We start from the raw sequence: 14,299 nt of genomic DNA, 5'->3' as shown, positions 1-14,299 counted from the left end.
GAGAGCGGCAATATGCTGGCCAAGCAGCTCGAATACCTGGCCGGGGCCACCGGATCGGGCATCGTGCTCGGCGCCCGCGTACCCATTGCGCTCACCAGCCGCGCCGACGGGCCGCAGGCGCGCGTGGCCTCGGCCTTGCTGGCGCTGCTGATCGTGCAGCACAACCGCGAGCTGCACGCAGCCGCCCCCAAGTCGGTTCCCACGGCATCCCCCGCAGGTGCAGCGCCAGCCCAAACCGACACCACTCGGCAACGGGCATGAGCATGCCCGCTTGGGGCGAGCTGATCGGCAGTCTAGCCGCCTTGCTCACCACCGTCAGCTTCATTCCGCAGGCGTGGCACACCTGGCGCACACGCGATGTGAGCGGCATTTCACTGGCCATGTACAGCGCCTTCACGCTCGGCGTGGCGCTGTGGCTGGTCTATGGCTGGCTGCTGGGTGCGTGGCCCATCATCATCGCCAACGCGGTCACGCTCAGCCTGGCGCTGGGCATTTTGGGCATGAAGCTGCGCTTTGGGCGCACGCCCGGCAACGCGCGCGGCTAAACGGTCAGCGCGCTCAGCTCGGCTGGTGCTGCCACGCCCACCAAGGCGCGAACTGCTCCCACGGCATCGGTTTGGCGATGTGGTAGCCCTGCGCCCAGTCGCAGCCCCAAGCGCGCAGGCGCTGCAGCGTGGCGGCGTCTTCCACCCCCTCGGCCACCACCCGCAAGCCCAGTTGGTGCGCCAGGTCGAGCGAGGATTGCACGATGGCGGCGTCGCGGCTGTCGCTGGCCATCTGGCCAATAAAAGTCTGGTCGATCTTGAGCGTTTGCACCGGCAGTTGCTTGAGGTAGGTCAGGGACGAATAGCCGGTGCCGTAGTCGTCGATCGCCAAGTCGAGCCCAAGGGCGGCGAGCTGGTGCAGGGTCGCCAAGGCGCGCTCGGGGTCCTCCATCAGGGCGCTTTCGGTGATCTCGAGGCTGATCTGGCTGGCATCGACCCGGTGCCGCGCCAAGCAGGCCGTCACCCGGTCGGCAAAAGTGGGGTCGAGCAGGTCGCGGGTCGAAACATTGACCGCAATCGGGCACACAAACCCCTGCTGTGCCCATTGTGCGCTGGCCTGGGCGGAGGCGTCGATGACCCAGGTCGTGAGTTCCGAGATAAAGCCGGTCTGCTCGGCAAAGGGGATGAAGCGCGCCGGCGCAATCAGCCCCTCGGTCGGATGCTGCCAGCGCAGCAGTGCCTCGGCGGCCACCGCCCGCGTGGGCAGCAGCGGCAGCTTGGGTTGCAGATAGAGCCGCAGTTCGCCGCGCGCAATGCCGTCGCGCATGGCGCCCAGCAGCGACAAATCGGCCACCTGGCTGCGGTCGTGCTCGGGCACAAAACACAGCACGCCGGCGGTGCGGCGCTTGGCCTGGCGCATGGCCATTTCGGCGCGGTTGACCAGTCCGCCCGCCTCGTTGGCGTCGCGCGGTCCTTCGGCCAAGCCGGCGCTGGCGCGCACGTCCACCCGCTGCCCGCTGATCACCACCCCGGCCGCCAGTTGCGCCAAAATTAGGCGCGCCTGCTCCAGCGCCTGCGGGGCCGACAAACCGCTGAGCAAAACACCAAATTCGTCGCCCCCAAGGCGGGCCAGCAGCTGCCCTGGGCCGACCGCCTCCAGCAGCCGCTGCGACACCGCGCGCAGCAACTCGTCGCCAAAGGCATAGCCCATGACCTCGTTGACGTGCTTGAAGCGGTCGAGGTTGAGCGTGAGCACCGACAGCGGGGGCTGGCCGGCGTTTTGTTGGCCCAGTGCCAGCTCCACCGCCTCCACGAAGCGCTGCCGGTTGGGCAAGCCGGTGAGGCGGTCGCGGTAGGCCAGGCGCCGAATCTCGGTTTGCTGCTCGGCCAGGCTCTGGCGCATGGCCTCAAAGCCGCGGCTGAGCTGCGACACCTCATCGTGGCCGCTGCTGGGCGGCAAGGTGGCGTCAAAGCGGCCTTGCTCCAGTGAGCGGGCGGCGCGCTGCAACAGCGCCAGCGGGCCGGTGATGCGGCGCATGCTGCGCCAACTGGCCCAGCCAAACAAGATCAGCCCGCCAAGGCTGAGCAGCGCCCACCCCACTTGCAACTGCACGAACGGCGCCATGGCCTGGGTGTGCGAGCGCAGCAACACCGTGTGCAACTCGCCCCCCCAGGCCGGTAAGGCCACCGGGTGGCGGGCGTAGCGGTGGTTGTCGATCCAGACGTGGCCATTCACGGCTTCCAGCCCGGGCGGGGGCTGGTCCAAGGTGCTAAAGACCAGGCTGGTGGCTTGCTGGCTGGGCGCGGCCAGCAGCGCCACGTGCACTTCCAGGTCGGTGTGCAATTGGGTCGCCAGCGCAGGCGCCAGGGCAAAACCCATCAGCACCCAGCCCTGCACCCGGTTCAGGTTTTGGTCCACGATAGGGGCCGCGACGAACTGGTACGGCGCGCCGCCCAGCAGGGCCAGCACCGAACGCTGGCGGTCGCGCGTGGTGTGCTCAGCCAGTGCCTGCAGCAAGCGGGCCAGCGAGTCGGCGTCTTGCAGCCAGGCGGGTGGCTGGTCGCTGCCAGCCGGGCTGGGTGAGCGGGCCATCTGTGGGTAGGCGTTGTGCTTGAGCCAGAGCAAGAACAGCGAGTCGAGCGGGTTGGTGACTTGCAGCCGCAGGTCGGGGTCGAGCACAGCCGTGATCTGGGCTCCGATGCGCTCGCCCTCCAGCGCCAGCGCCGACTCCATCTGCGCCATGTCTTTGCGCCCCAGGGCGCGGCGCAGTTCGTGGTTGGAAGCCAGCAAGCTGGCGCCATCGAGCAAGCGCTTCGATTCCTGCTGCAGCAGGCTGCGCCAGACCCGCTCGGCGGCCTGCAGCTCGTGCGTTAGTTGCCGCTCGGCCTGCTGCGTGATGAGCGCTTGCACAAAAGCAAACAGCAGCAGCAGCATCAGCAACACCAAGCCCACCGAAGCCAGCAGCAAGCGGCTGGCCAGGCGCTGGCGTTGCCACCAAGATAAAAGGGCGGGGCTCAAGGGGGGTCAATCGGATAAGAGGCCGTGCACGATCCCTGCTTTCACAAACCGCTCAGGCCAGCAGCCGCTGGAGCGCTGGTGCTCCGGCGTGGGACGCTTGAGCACCGCCGGAGCGTGCCAAGGTTTGCACGGACCCATGATAGCGCTGCACATAGCCGCGCGCCAGTGCGCGGGTTTTGTCGACGCTGAGCACCATGGGGGGTGCTGCGCCCACCAAGCCGTCGTCGCGCAAGTGCTGCAGCAGCAATTGCAGCGCCACTTCGGCCGGCACGCCAGCACGCTGCAGGCGCTCGTGCTGCCACAGCGGCAGCACCACCGGGTGCCCCGGGTGCTCGGCAGCCAGTTGGCGCGCCCACTCGCGCGGCGCATCGCAGTCTTCGGGGTCGATCAACACCAAAATGGCGCTGCCCAAGGGCGCGGCACCTAGGCGCGGGGAGGCGGCATCGGGCTCGGTCTGGGCCACCCAGGCCGCCAAGCCCAGCTCGGGGTTGATCAGGCGCCAGCGAACTTGCACCGTGGCGCCGGCGGCGGCTTGAGCGGGTTCTGCCACCGCGGCGTGCAGCAGGTGGCTGAAGTGGCGTGGCAGGGTGGTGAGGAAGGACAACATGGGGCGGCTCGCAAAAAACAATCGGGTGTTGCAGCGACAACGCGGCTGCGCCCGATTTATTCCGCCCCAGCGGTTGCAGGATCAAAATCCCTGCGTGTTGCCGCGCCCCGTCAGACGCAGCGCGGCGTCACGCGCGGCAGGCCCCAGCCAAAAACCGGGTCGCGCCCGGGGGCGCCAAGGTCTTGCAGCGCCATGCCTTGGCCGCTGAACCACTGCGCGGCACTGAGCTGGCGCTCGTGCAGCGACTGCGACACCAGCGCCACCAAAAACGGCACCGCAAACGAGGTGCCGCTGCGCCGTTGCAGGGCGCCGTCGCGCCCCAAGGTGGGCAGATCGGCGCCGGGCAGCGCAAAGCGGATGTGCTCGCCTTGGCTGGCGCGCCGATACACCGCCTGCGCCGGGGTCAGGGCCGTGACGGCCAAGGTGGACGGGTGGGCGGCGGGAAAGGCCGGCGCGGCGGCGCGCCCGCCGTTACCGGCTGCGGCCACCACCACCACGCCCCGGGCGCGGGCGCGCTCCAGCGCGGCGTCGAGCACGGCGTTGCGCGGGCCTGCCAGGCTCATGCCGATCACCTGCGCGCCCTGCCCCACCAGCCAGTCCAGGCTGAGGGCCAAGCCCAAGGCGTCGGCGCGCGTTTGGCCTGAAGGCAGGCGGTAAAACGGGGCCGCTGCCAGCAGGCGCGCACGCGGCATCAAGCCGGTGTAGCCCCCGGCGGGCTGGCCCACCAACAGCGCCGCAATGGCGGTGCCGTGGTCGTCGGCCACCGCGGTTTGCTCGGGGGTGAGTTGGCGCTGGCTGCGAATCTGCGCGCCGCGCAGCGCCGGATGGCTGAGCTGCACCTCGGTGTCGACGATGCCCAGCACCTGGCGCCGCCCACAGGCCGCGCTTGCGGCGGGCCAACCAATGGCTTGTTTGGAGGGGGAAATGGGTTCCGAACGCGGCCCGTCGGTAGCCGCTGCCGCAGCGGGCGTTTGCGCCAGCGCGTACAGGTGCTGCAAATGAAAGGTGCCTAGGTCAAAGGTGCGCAAGCGCTCCAGCGTGGCCCTAGCGGCCACACCGTGCAGGCGCAGGCGCACCACCTGCAGGCCCAAACCGCGCAGGTTGCGCGTCTCGAGCACCTCGACACCCGTTTGCAACCTGGCATAGGCCAGCGCCGCCGAACTGGGGTTGAGGGCCAGCAGCTCATGGGGCAGGTGTTCGTCGGCGCGCTGGGCTGCGGCGAACCAGCCCCATGCGGGCGCGGGGTCGGCGCCTGAACCGCCGCCATCGGCTGCGCTGCCGCTGCCGCCGGCATCCGAAGCGCTGCCGCCGTCATCGCCACCCCCGTCGTCACCGCCGCTGTCGCCGCCCCCGTCGTCGGCCCACACCGCAGCGGAGCCCGGGCTGGGGGCAGTGCCCAAGGGGGGAAGCCAGAGTAGCGGGCCCAAAAAACCCAGCACGGCCAGCAGCCCAGCCCTGGCAGGCCCAAGGCGTAGGGCGCGGTGGGCGGCGCACACGCGGGGGCGCAGGGTGGTGGAGGGCAGCATCACGGTTTAGACTCTATCGCAAAGCACGGCGCTGCGCCATCGCGGAATAAAGCGCGCCCCCGATCGTTGTCACTTGCAGAAACCCGACATGAACCCCAGCGACCCGCGCGCCGAACTCATCAGCCTGCTGCCCCGCTTGCGCCGCTTTGCCTACGGGCTCACCGGCGACGGGCATCAGGCCGACGATCTGGTGCAGAGTGGTTGCCTGAAGGCGATCGAGCGCTGGCACCAGTATCAGCCCGGCACCAGTCTGGCCAGTTGGATGTTTCGCATATTGCAGACCACTTGGCTGGATGAGTACCGCACCCGCCAGCGCCAGCAGACCGAATCGTGGGACGAGGGTTTCGATGAGTTGATGGGCGACGACGGGCGCACGCAACTGGAGTCGCGCAGCGAGGCGCGCCAGGTGCGGCGGCTGGTGGCCGAACTGCCCGAGGAGCAGCGCGCGGTGCTGCTGCTGGTGGCGGTCGAGGGTTTGTCGTACAAGGAAGCGGCGGCGGCGCTGGAGCTGCCGATCGGCACCGTGATGAGCCGGCTGGCGCGGGCACGGGCCAAGTTGGCCGAAGGGCTGGGCCACCAAGGCAAAGGAATATGAGCATGAAGATGGCGATTGACGAGAGCACCCTGCTGGCTTATTTGGATGGGCAACTCGAAGCCGAGGCAGACTACCTGCGCGTGGAGCAGGCGCTGGAGCAAGATGCCGCGCTGCGCAGCCGCTTGCAGGCGCTGGTGGAGCAAGGCGAGTCGATCCGCTCGGCTTTCCAGGCCAAATTGCAGGAGCCGGTGCCACCGCATTTGGTGGCAGCGATTATGAGCGCGCCTTGGCCGCCGCTGGCGCAGAGCGCCGCGGAGCAGGGAGCGCAGGCCGGGCCCAGCCCGTGGCGGCGGCTGCTGCGCCATTGGGCCGGGGCCGTGCTGGGTCAGCGGGGTGGGCCCTTGGGGGGAGCGGGCAGCGCGGGAGGCGGGTCGGCCGCGGGCGGCTTTGGCGGTGCAGGCGGGTCGGGTGGCGCAGGGGCCGCGCCGTGGCTCTGGCAGGGGCTGGCGCTGGCCTCCTTGGCCGCGCTGGCGCTGCTGCTGCTGTGGCGCGCCGGGCCCGGGGTGCAGGCCCCGGCGCTGCAGCCGCACTGGGCGCAGGAGCAAGCCCCGGTGCGCGATGAGCGGGTGCTGACGGCGCTGCAGGCGTTGCCCAGTGGCCAGGTTCTGCGCAGGGGGGCCGACACGCTGGAGCTGATGGGCAGTTTTGAGCGCGCTCCGGGGCAGCATTGCCGCGAGTTGCAAGAGAGCCGGGTTGGGGCGGCGCAGGTGACGCAGACGCTGGCGGTGCTGTGCCAAACCCCGGACAGCGGCTGGGCAGTGGCCTTTGCCGCCACCGAAACCCTGCCCGAGGGCGGCTTCGTGACCGCCAGCGGGGCCCAGCAGGCGGCGTTGCAGGATTTTTACGAGCGCTTGGGCGCAGTCGAATTTTTGCCGGCCGCCGAGGAGCAGGCGCGCCTGGCGGCAGGCTGGCAGGGGCCAGCGCCACGGCCCTGAGGTCTCGTATTCAGCCCGCCGCTGCCGCGCGCTGCAGCCGGTCGCGCACGCCGTCCCACGCCGGGTCGTCGGGCGGGGTTTCAACCCAGATCAAGCGGGTGCCGGGGCGGTCGAGCGCGCGCAGCACCGCAAACAATTCGTGCGCGCAGGCGCTGGCCTGCTGCGGCATGCGCTCGTGTGCCACGTGGGCGCTGGCGCAGCGCAGCGGGCTGCGGCTGTAGAGCGCCAAATGGCGCGCCTCGGGGCCGAGCAGGTCGAGCGCGGCTTGCATCTCGGCCGCGGGCATCAGGCGCAAGCGGGCCCGCGGTGCGTAGTGCGCGCTCAGGGTGCCGGAGGCGCGCGGGGCGGCGGCGTCGCGTGCGGCCAGCGGCTGGCCGGCGGCGGCTTCCAGGGTGCTTAGGGGCAGCACACCGGGGCGCAGCAGCACCGGCTGGCCGCGGCTGCAGTCGATGATGGTCGATTCGATGCCCACCGGGCAGGGGCCGCCATCCAGGATCAGCAGTTCTTCGTCGCTGAGCAGGCCGGCAAATTCGTCGGCCACGTGCTCGGCGCGGGTGGGGCTTAGGCGGCCAAAGCGGTTGGCGCTCGGGGCCGCTAGGCCGTGTAGGCCCACGCGCTGGGCCGCCAGCAGCACGGCTTGTGCCACCGGGTGCGCCGGGCAGCGCAGCCCGATGCTGCCTTGCCCACCGGCGGCGGCGCTGGCCACGCCGGGGCGGCGCGGCAAGATCAGCGTCAGCGGGCCGGGCCAGCACGCGGCCATTAGGCGCAGGGCAAAGTCGGGGCAGGCGCTGGCGTAGTGCGCCACCGCCGCTTGCCACTGCGCGGGCTGGCGGCCGCCTACGTGCACGATCAGCGGGTGGTCGGCCGGGCGGCCCTTGGCGGCAAAGATGCGCGCCACCGCCTCGGGCGCATCGGCGTCGGCGGCCAGGCCATAGACGGTTTCGGTGGGCAGGGCGAGCAGGCGGCCGGCTTGCAGCTGGGCGCAGGCGCGCTGCAGCAGCGGCTCTAGGCTGGCAGCGGCTGCGCCGCACGCTCTATCCGCGGCCTCATCCGCAGCCGTGCCCAAGGCGCTGCCCAAGGCGCGCAAGTCGAGCGTCAGGGCCACGGCGCGATGCCCAGTATGGCCGCCGCCGTGCGTGCCGTGGCCTGCGCCTGCTCTGGGGTGGCGCCGGTCAGGGTCAGGTGCCCCATCTTGCGCCCGGGGCGGGCTTCGAGCTTGCCGTACAGGTGCAGGTGCGCGCCGGGCAGCGCCAGCACGGCGGCCCAGTCGGGATGGCGCGGCTGGCCTTGGGCGTCGAACCAGAGCTCGCCCAGCAGGTTGAGCATCAGCGCCGGGCTGTGCTGGCGCGGGGCGGGCAGTGGCAGGCCGGCTAGGGTGCGCACCTGCAGCTCGAACTGCGATACATCGCAGGCGTCGAGCGTGTAGTGGCCGCTGTTGTGCGGGCGCGGGGCCATTTCGTTGAGCACCAGCGCGCCTTCGGCGCTGCCGTCGTCGATCACAAAAAACTCGATGCACAGCACGCCCACATAGCCCAGTTGGGCGGCGATCAAGCGGCTGGCGGCCACGGCGCGCTGCGCCAACCCCGGCGCCAACTGGCCCGGGCAGGCTTGGGTGAGCGCCAAAATGCCGTCGCGGTGCAGGTTGCGCTGGGGTGGGTAGTGCACCACCTGGCCGTCGCGGCCGCGCGCCACGATCACCGACAGCTCGTCTTGGAGCGCCAGCAGGCGTTCCAGCACGCAGGGCACTTGGCCCAGGTGCTGCCACGCGGCTTGCAGTTCGGCCGGCGTGCGCACCCGCTGCTGGCCTTTGCCGTCGTAGCCCAGGCGCGCGGTTTTGAGGATGCCGGGCAGCAGCGCAGCCGGCACCGCGTGCAGATCGGCCGCGGTTTCGATCACCGCATAGGGGGCTGGGCCGACGCCGCTGGCGGGCGCGCAGGCGCTGAAGTGGGCTTTTTCGGCGATCCGGTCTTGCGCCAGCGCCACCGCAGCGGCACCGGGCGCAACTGGAAGGCGCTGCGCCAGCCATTGCAGCGCCTGGGCCGGCACGTTTTCAAACTCGGTGGTGATGGCGTCGCAGCGCTGCGCCAATTGCTCCAGGCCCTGCGGGTCGGCGTAGTCGGTTTGGATGTGCTGTGGGCAGGCCAGTGCCGCCGGGCTGTGGCTTTCGGGCTCCAGCACCGCGCAGGCATAGCCCAGCCGCTGCGCCGCCTGCACAAACATGCGCCCGAGCTGGCCGCCGCCGAGCACGCCCAGGGTGGTGGGCTGCCCTGCGTGGCTCAAGGTGCCGGGCAGCAGCAGCGGCAGTGGCTGGGTCGGGTGCGGCTGGCGGCTCATGGCGTGGGCTGCGGGGGCAGCGTCATGGCGCGGGCGGCCTCGGTCTGGGCGCTGCGAAAGGCTTGCAGGCGCTGCAGCAGGGCCGGGTCGTGCAGCGCCAGCAGCGCCACGGCAAACAGCGCCGCGTTGGCCGCTCCGGCGGCGCCAATGGCAAAGGTGGCCACCGGTATGCCCTTGGGCATTTGCACGATGCTGTGCAACGAATCCACCCCGCCCAGCGCCTTGCTGGCCACCGGCACCCCGAGCACCGGCAGCGTGGTCTTGGCCGCCAGCATGCCCGGCAGGTGTGCGGCCCCCCCCGCGCCGGCGATGATGGCTTGCAGGCCGCGCCCGGCCGCGCTTTCGGCGTAGGCAAACATGTCGTCGGGCATGCGGTGCGCCGAGAGCACGCGCGCCTCGTGTGGCACGCCCATTTGCTGCAAAATCTCGACCGCGTGGCGCATCGTGTCCCAGTCGGAGCTGGAACCCATCACCACGCCGATTTGCACTGTTGCACTCATATAGTCGTCCATCGCAGCCCTTGCCCAAGGTGGCCGGTGCCGCCCACTTGGAGGGCCCCAGGTCAAAGGGGCGATTTTAAGGCTTGGCTTTGGGCGACAATGGCAGTTGCAACGGCCCGCCGCAGCGCCGCAGGGGGCCGCACCTCCCATACCCTGTAACCCCACGCCATGATCGACGTCACCTTAGCCAATTTTGAAACCGAAGTCATTGCCGCCTCGGCGCACGTGCCGGTGCTGGTGGATTTTTGGGCCCCCTGGTGCGGGCCTTGCCGCACCCTCGGCCCGCTGCTGGAAAAGCTCGAAATCGCCTACCAGGGCCGCTTCAAGCTGGTCAAGATCGACTCCGACCAGCAGCAGCAACTGGCGGCGGCCTTTGGCATCCGCAGCATCCCCACCTGCGTGCTGCTGATCGACGGCCAGCCCGTGGATGGCTTTGCCGGTGCGCTGCCCGAAGGCCAGTTGCGCGCCTTCCTCGACAAGCACCTGCCCGAGCTGGCGCCGGTGCCGCAGGATGAGGAGCCCGAACCCGCCGATTTGAGCGAGGAAGAACACTTGGAGCGGCTGCTGCAGCGCCTGCACGCCGAGCCCGCCAACGACGATTTGCGCTTCGATTGCGTGCGGCATCTGATTGCGGCAGGGCAGTTTGAGCAGGCCGAGCTGGCGCTGGCCCCGGCGCTGGCGCAAATTCCGCTGCAACTGCGCTTCGAGGCGCTCTCGCACTGGCTCAACGCGCTGCTGTTTGCTGCCACCGACGCGCGCGGCCAGTGGCCGCTGGAGCGTTTCGATGAGCTCATTGCCAAAGACAAACGCGATTTCGAGACCCGCATGGCCAAGAGCCGCCTGCTGATCGCCCTGGGCGAGTGGCCGGCCGCGCTCGATGAGCTGCTGGAAATCATCGGTCGCGACCGCCGCTGGGCCGACGAGCTGGCGCGCAAGACCTACATCGGGCTGCTGGAGCTGATGACGCCACCCGCCCCCAAAGCCGACCCGGCGCTGGCGGGCAAGAGCGCCGGCGGCATCGAGCTGTCGGGCAAGGCCAGCGCCCCCACCGACCCGCAGCGCGAGCTGGTGGCGCGCTACCGGCGCCGGCTCAGCATGGCTTTGAACTAAAGCCCGGGCGCAGCCACTTCAGGGGCGCTGCGGCCCGCCGTGTCCGTGTCCGCCGTGGCCTCCATGCCCAGCGGGTGGCGTGTGCGCGCCCATGCCGCCACCGCCGTGCCCATGCCCAGCAGCGGCCCCCATGCCCAGGGCCCGCACGGGGGCCTCGACCTGCTGCGTGAAGCGCCGCTGCGCCCGGTCTTCAAACACCAGCGTGATGGCCACGCGCTCGCCCGCGTTCAGCGGCTGGCGCAAGTCCATCAACATCACGTGGTAGCCACCGGGTCGCAGCTCCACCGTGCGCCCAGCAGGCAAGTCCAGGCCGGCCACGGCGCGCATGCGCATCACGTCATTGACCATGCTCATTTCGTGGATTTCGGTCACGCCGGCCACGGGGGAACTGGCTGCCACCAGCCGCGCGTCGTGGCTGGCACTCAGGCGCATGAAAGCCCCGGTGGCCATTTGCTGCGCCACGGTGGCGCGCACCCAAGGCTCGCTCACCGTGACCACCGGGCTTTGCGCGGCGGCGGTGCCCACCAAGGTGCAGCAAACCAAGGCGAGGGAAAAAATAAAAGCACGCATGACAATCTCCTTGCAAGGGGATAAAACAAAATTCCAAAGCACGCACGCCCCCGGCACGTCAGAGCTCGTGCCCGGCGGTGGTGCAAACAAATTAAGGCGGCGCTGCAAACCAGCGCACGCCCGTTCATGCCAGCGTGTGCAAGGGGGGTGCGCGGGGCAGCGCAGGCCACCACTGGGTGGTGTGCCCGATGCGCTGGGCGCCGGCAGCCGCAGGGGCGCTGTGGCCAGCCGCGTTGAGCCAGACCAGCGCTGGGGTAGGCCCCAGCGCTGGCGGGGTTGGGTGCTTGAGGCACCAGTCGCAGGCCGGGGCAGCGGCGGCGTTTTCGTGTGTGGGGTTGGGCCGTGGTGCTTCCCAGTCGGCGCGCACCCAGACCATGCCGCTGCCGCTGCACACCTCGACCCAGCCTTCGCGCAGCGGCTGCGCCAGCACGCTTTGGCTCAGCGTGGGCAGCAGCGCCGCCAGCCACAGCAGGGCACAAGCCAGCCAGATCAGCGAGTTGCGGCGCAGGGCTTGCAAGGGCATGCTTGTGGGCCTTTTGGGGCTTGGCCTTAGCCCAGCAGCCGCTGCAAGGCTTCGCGGTACTTGGCGGCGGTTTGCGCGATCACTTCGGGCGGCAGCGCCGGTGGCGGGGCGGCCTTGTTCCAGGGCTGGCCCGCCACGGTTGCCGTCTCCAACCAGTCGCGCAGATACTGCTTGTCAAAGCTCGGTGGGTTGGCCCCGGCGCGGTACTGCTCCAGCGGCCAGTAGCGCGAGCTGTCGGGGGTGAGCACCTCGTCCATCAGCACCAGTTGGCCGGCTGGGTCGAGCCCGAACTCGAACTTGGTGTCGGCAATGATGATGCCCTTGCCCAGCGCATAGGCCGCTGCCGCTTGGTACAGGGCAATCGAGACGCGGCGAATCTGCTCGGCCAGCTCCGGGCCGATCATCTGCACCGTTTGTTCAAAGGTGATGTTTTCGTCGTGCTCGCCCTGCTGCGCCTTGGCCGCCGGGGTGTAGATGGGCACGGGCAACTGCGCCGCATTCACCAAGCCCGGTGGCAAGGGCACGCCGCAGACGCAGCCGCTGGCTTGGTACTCCTTCCAGCCGCTGCCGGCTAGGTAGCCGCGCACCACCGCCTCCACCGGAATCGGGCGCAGGCGCTGCACCAGCATCGAGCGGCCGCGCACCAGCGGCTGTTCGGCCGCGCTCACCACGCTCTCGGGCGCGGCGCCGGTGAGGTGATTGGGGCACAGCCCCAGGCGGCCTAGGTAATCGAACCAGAACAGGCTCAGGCGCGTGAGCAGCTCGCCCTTGCCGGGTATGGCTTGGCTCATCACCACATCGAAGGCACTGATGCGGTCCGAGGCCAGCATCAGGATGCGGTCGTCGCCCACGGCGTAGTTGTCGCGCACCTTGCCGCGCGCCAGCAGCGGCAAAGATTGGAGGGTGGAGGTGTGCAGTGCGTTGCTCATGCCCGAAGTGTAGCGGCTGCTTAGACGGCCACACCAGACGGCCACACCCAAGCGCGCCCGCTTCAGGCGCGCTGCAAGCCGCTGCCGCCTTCGGCGTGGAAAGCCCCCATGGTCTCGTCCAGGTCGTGCGCCTGATCGCGCAAGCGGGCGGCGGTTTCTTGCGAGCGCTGCACCACGGCGGCGCTGCTGCGCGCCGATTCGTTGAGCGAGCCCACGGCGCGGTCCAGCTCTTGGGCGCTGGCGCGCTGCTGCGCCGTGGCCTGGGCAATCGAGCCCATCAGGCGCGAGAGCTCATCGACCGATTCCACCACCCGCTGCATGGTTTGGCCCGCGTTTTGTGCGGCTACAGAACCCGTCTGCACGCGCTGGGTCGAGGTTTCGATGAGCTGCTTGACCTCGCGCGCCGCCTGCGTGCTGCGCTGCGCCAGCGAGCGCACCTCACCGGCCACCACCGCAAAGCCGCGCCCGGCCTCACCGGCACGCGCCGCTTCCACGGCGGCGTTGAGCGCCAGGATGTTGGTCTGGAAGGCGATGCCGTCGATCACGCTCACGATCTCGGAAATGCGGCGCGAGGCCTCGTCGATGCGCTGCATTTCTTGCACCACCTCGGTCACGGCCTGGCCGCCCTGCGAGGCGATTTCGGACGCCTTGCCGGCCAAGCGGCTGACGTTGTCGGCGTTGCTGGCGCTGGACTCGATGGCGCCGGTCATGCTGCGCGCGTGCTCGGCGCTGGACTCGATGGCCCCGGTTTGCTGGTCGGTGACGGTGCGCAGGTCGGCGCTGGATTGGTCCAGCTCGGCCGCTGCGCTGAGCACCTGGCCGGAGGCCTGGCGCACCTTGGAGACGACAGCGTTGAGGCGCTGCTCCATGTCGGCAATGGTGGCAAACAGCGAGGAGAATTCGTCGCCCCGGTTGGGCGGGTCGGTTTCGGTGGAGCGGGCGTTGGCAATGCGGTGCGCCACCCGCTGCACCCGGGCAAAGGACGAGCGCATGGTGAGCATGAAGGTGTGCGCGTTGTAGGCGGCAATCAGGAACACCAGCGAGGTGACGACGGCCAAGGCCAGCTTGGTGTTGAAGGTGATGCGCTCGGTGCTTTGCAGGGCGCTGTCAACCTTTTCCTGCTGCCACTGGCGCTGCTCGGCCATGCCTTGCAGCACGCGGTCGCGCGCCGGCACCAGATCGGATTGCAGCAGGGCAAAGGCACCGGCGCTGTCGCCGGCCTGGATTTTGCCCGCCACCTGCTGCGCCAGGCGCCAGAAATCGGCGTCGGCGGCGCGAATTTGGGCAAAAATCTCGCGCCCGCGCTCGGTGTCGATGGCGGCTTCAAACTGCTGCAGGAGTTCGAGCTTTTGCTGCCGGAAAGCGCCTATGCGCTCCAAAGACTGTTGCTTGGCTGCGGTATCGCTGACCAGCATGGCTTGGCGCGCTTCGAGCGAGATGCGAAACATCAGCACCTGAGCGTCGGCAATGCGCTGCACTTGGGGCATGTGTTGCTGCGCCAAGCGCTCGGAGTGGTTGCCGAGGTAGTTCAAAATTACCCAGCTGGCAAAAGAGGTGATCGCCAAAGTGGAAAACAACACCACGATGGTGAAAACCAATTTGCGGCCGAGGGAGCCTGAATGGGTACCCGAATGGGAGTTTTGCATGGCAGAGCATTTTGGGTTGAG

General features: G+C 69.6%; 14 protein-coding genes and 1 pseudogene. 5 read left to right on the top strand and 10 right to left on the bottom strand.

The genetic code is table 11. From position 1 onward, the window contains the following. Positions 1–261 (top strand): annotated as a pseudogene (locus tag SRAH_RS13025) (hypothetical protein); the annotation flags it as partial. 2 nt (positions 262–263) lie between these two features. After that, positions 264–545, top strand: a complete 282-nt coding sequence (locus SRAH_RS07700; RefSeq protein WP_439645544.1) for a SemiSWEET transporter — start codon at positions 264–266, stop codon at positions 543–545. A 13-nt stretch (positions 546–558) separates the two neighbouring features. Here the strand turns inward: SRAH_RS07700 and SRAH_RS07695 are convergent, their stop codons facing one another. The 3 genes from SRAH_RS07695 to SRAH_RS12065 form a co-directional block, all read right to left on the bottom strand. Further along, positions 559–3,003 carry a bifunctional diguanylate cyclase/phosphodiesterase gene (locus SRAH_RS07695; protein WP_052369132.1) on the bottom strand — a complete coding sequence of 815 codons (2,445 nt, stop codon included), beginning with the start codon at positions 3,001–3,003 and terminating at the stop codon, positions 559–561. Between the two features lie 52 nt (positions 3,004–3,055). After that, entirely contained in the window at positions 3,056–3,610 is a 555-nt protein-coding gene (locus tag SRAH_RS07690; protein ID WP_149028950.1) for a hypothetical protein, read from the bottom strand. Between the two features lie 110 nt (positions 3,611–3,720). After that, the gene (locus SRAH_RS12065; protein ID WP_171816042.1) at positions 3,721–5,010 is read right to left on the bottom strand and encodes a S8 family serine peptidase; all 1,290 of its coding nucleotides are present in this window, start codon (positions 5,008–5,010) and stop codon (positions 3,721–3,723) included. 214 nt (positions 5,011–5,224) lie between these two features. Here SRAH_RS12065 and SRAH_RS07680 point away from each other — a divergent pair, with 214 nt between their 5' ends. Together SRAH_RS07680 and SRAH_RS07675 are read left to right on the top strand one after the other, a co-directional pair. Next, positions 5,225–5,731, top strand: coding sequence for an RNA polymerase sigma factor (locus SRAH_RS07680; RefSeq protein ID WP_029462767.1), 507 nt, complete (start codon positions 5,225–5,227; stop codon positions 5,729–5,731). Between the two features lie 2 nt (positions 5,732–5,733). Beyond that, the gene (locus SRAH_RS07675; protein ID WP_045476681.1) at positions 5,734–6,666 is read left to right on the top strand and encodes an anti-sigma factor family protein; all 933 of its coding nucleotides are present in this window, start codon (positions 5,734–5,736) and stop codon (positions 6,664–6,666) included. Between the two features lie 10 nt (positions 6,667–6,676). Here SRAH_RS07675 and SRAH_RS07670 read toward each other — a convergent pair whose 3' ends face one another. The 3 genes from SRAH_RS07670 to purE form a co-directional block, all read right to left on the bottom strand. After that, entirely contained in the window at positions 6,677–7,666 is a 990-nt protein-coding gene (locus SRAH_RS07670; RefSeq protein ID WP_029462765.1) for an L-threonylcarbamoyladenylate synthase, read from the bottom strand. A gap of 95 nt (positions 7,667–7,761) precedes the next feature. Then, on the bottom strand, positions 7,762–9,000 hold the full coding sequence (locus SRAH_RS07665) for a 5-(carboxyamino)imidazole ribonucleotide synthase (RefSeq protein WP_082210125.1): 1,239 nt from the start codon (positions 8,998–9,000) through the stop codon (positions 7,762–7,764). Then, on the bottom strand, positions 8,997–9,500 hold the full coding sequence (gene purE / locus SRAH_RS07660) for a 5-(carboxyamino)imidazole ribonucleotide mutase (RefSeq protein ID WP_029462763.1): 504 nt from the start codon (positions 9,498–9,500) through the stop codon (positions 8,997–8,999). Before purE ends, SRAH_RS07665 begins: the two co-directional genes overlap by 4 nt. Positions 9,501–9,668: 168 nt before the next feature. Here purE and trxA point away from each other — a divergent pair, with 168 nt between their 5' ends. After that, complete coding sequence (gene trxA / locus SRAH_RS07655; RefSeq protein WP_029462762.1) at positions 9,669–10,610, top strand: thioredoxin; 942 nt, start codon at positions 9,669–9,671, stop codon at positions 10,608–10,610. An 18-nt stretch (positions 10,611–10,628) separates the two neighbouring features. Here trxA and SRAH_RS07650 read toward each other — a convergent pair whose 3' ends face one another. The 4 genes from SRAH_RS07650 to SRAH_RS07635 all read right to left on the bottom strand — a co-directional run bounded on the left by SRAH_RS07650 (position 10,629) and on the right by SRAH_RS07635 (position 14,278). Then, positions 10,629–11,180: a copper chaperone PCu(A)C gene (locus SRAH_RS07650; RefSeq protein WP_076607006.1), complete on the bottom strand. Its 552-nt coding sequence runs from the start codon at positions 11,178–11,180 to the stop codon at positions 10,629–10,631. Between the two features lie 124 nt (positions 11,181–11,304). Continuing rightward, positions 11,305–11,703: a DUF2946 family protein gene (locus SRAH_RS07645; RefSeq protein ID WP_029462760.1), complete on the bottom strand. Its 399-nt coding sequence runs from the start codon at positions 11,701–11,703 to the stop codon at positions 11,305–11,307. A gap of 26 nt (positions 11,704–11,729) precedes the next feature. Further along, the gene (locus tag SRAH_RS07640) at positions 11,730–12,632 is read right to left on the bottom strand and encodes a phosphoribosylaminoimidazolesuccinocarboxamide synthase (RefSeq protein ID WP_029462759.1); all 903 of its coding nucleotides are present in this window, start codon (positions 12,630–12,632) and stop codon (positions 11,730–11,732) included. A gap of 62 nt (positions 12,633–12,694) precedes the next feature. Then, complete coding sequence (locus SRAH_RS07635) at positions 12,695–14,278, bottom strand: methyl-accepting chemotaxis protein (protein WP_171816041.1); 1,584 nt, start codon at positions 14,276–14,278, stop codon at positions 12,695–12,697. Positions 14,279–14,299 lie beyond the last annotated feature (21 nt).

It is taken from the genome of Serpentinimonas barnesii, from assembly GCF_000696225.1.
Classification (GTDB): Bacteria; Pseudomonadota; Gammaproteobacteria; order Burkholderiales; family Burkholderiaceae_C; genus Serpentinimonas; species Serpentinimonas barnesii.
Note: the sequence above shows the minus strand (reverse complement) of the source record. Positions and strands in the feature narration are given on the sequence as shown.

Excerpts from the sequence above, each read along its gene's own strand:
- SRAH_RS07700 (WP_439645544.1), top strand. The coding sequence starts at position 264 with ATGCCCGCTTGGGGCGAGCTGATCGGCAGTCTAGCCGCCTTGCTCACC.
- SRAH_RS07690 (WP_149028950.1), bottom strand. The coding sequence starts at position 3,610 with ATGTTGTCCTTCCTCACCACCCTGCCACGCCACTTCAGCCACCTGCTG.
- SRAH_RS07680 (WP_029462767.1), top strand. The coding sequence starts at position 5,225 with ATGAACCCCAGCGACCCGCGCGCCGAACTCATCAGCCTGCTGCCCCGC.
- SRAH_RS07675 (WP_045476681.1), top strand. The coding sequence starts at position 5,734 with ATGAAGATGGCGATTGACGAGAGCACCCTGCTGGCTTATTTGGATGGG.
- SRAH_RS07665 (WP_082210125.1), bottom strand. The coding sequence starts at position 9,000 with ATGAGCCGCCAGCCGCACCCGACCCAGCCACTGCCGCTGCTGCTGCCC.
- purE (WP_029462763.1), bottom strand. The coding sequence starts at position 9,500 with ATGAGTGCAACAGTGCAAATCGGCGTGGTGATGGGTTCCAGCTCCGAC.
- trxA (WP_029462762.1), top strand. The coding sequence starts at position 9,669 with ATGATCGACGTCACCTTAGCCAATTTTGAAACCGAAGTCATTGCCGCC.
- SRAH_RS07650 (WP_076607006.1), bottom strand. The coding sequence starts at position 11,180 with ATGCGTGCTTTTATTTTTTCCCTCGCCTTGGTTTGCTGCACCTTGGTG.
- SRAH_RS07645 (WP_029462760.1), bottom strand. The coding sequence starts at position 11,703 with ATGCCCTTGCAAGCCCTGCGCCGCAACTCGCTGATCTGGCTGGCTTGT.
- SRAH_RS07640 (WP_029462759.1), bottom strand. The coding sequence starts at position 12,632 with ATGAGCAACGCACTGCACACCTCCACCCTCCAATCTTTGCCGCTGCTG.
- SRAH_RS07635 (WP_171816041.1), bottom strand. The coding sequence starts at position 14,278 with ATGCAAAACTCCCATTCGGGTACCCATTCAGGCTCCCTCGGCCGCAAA.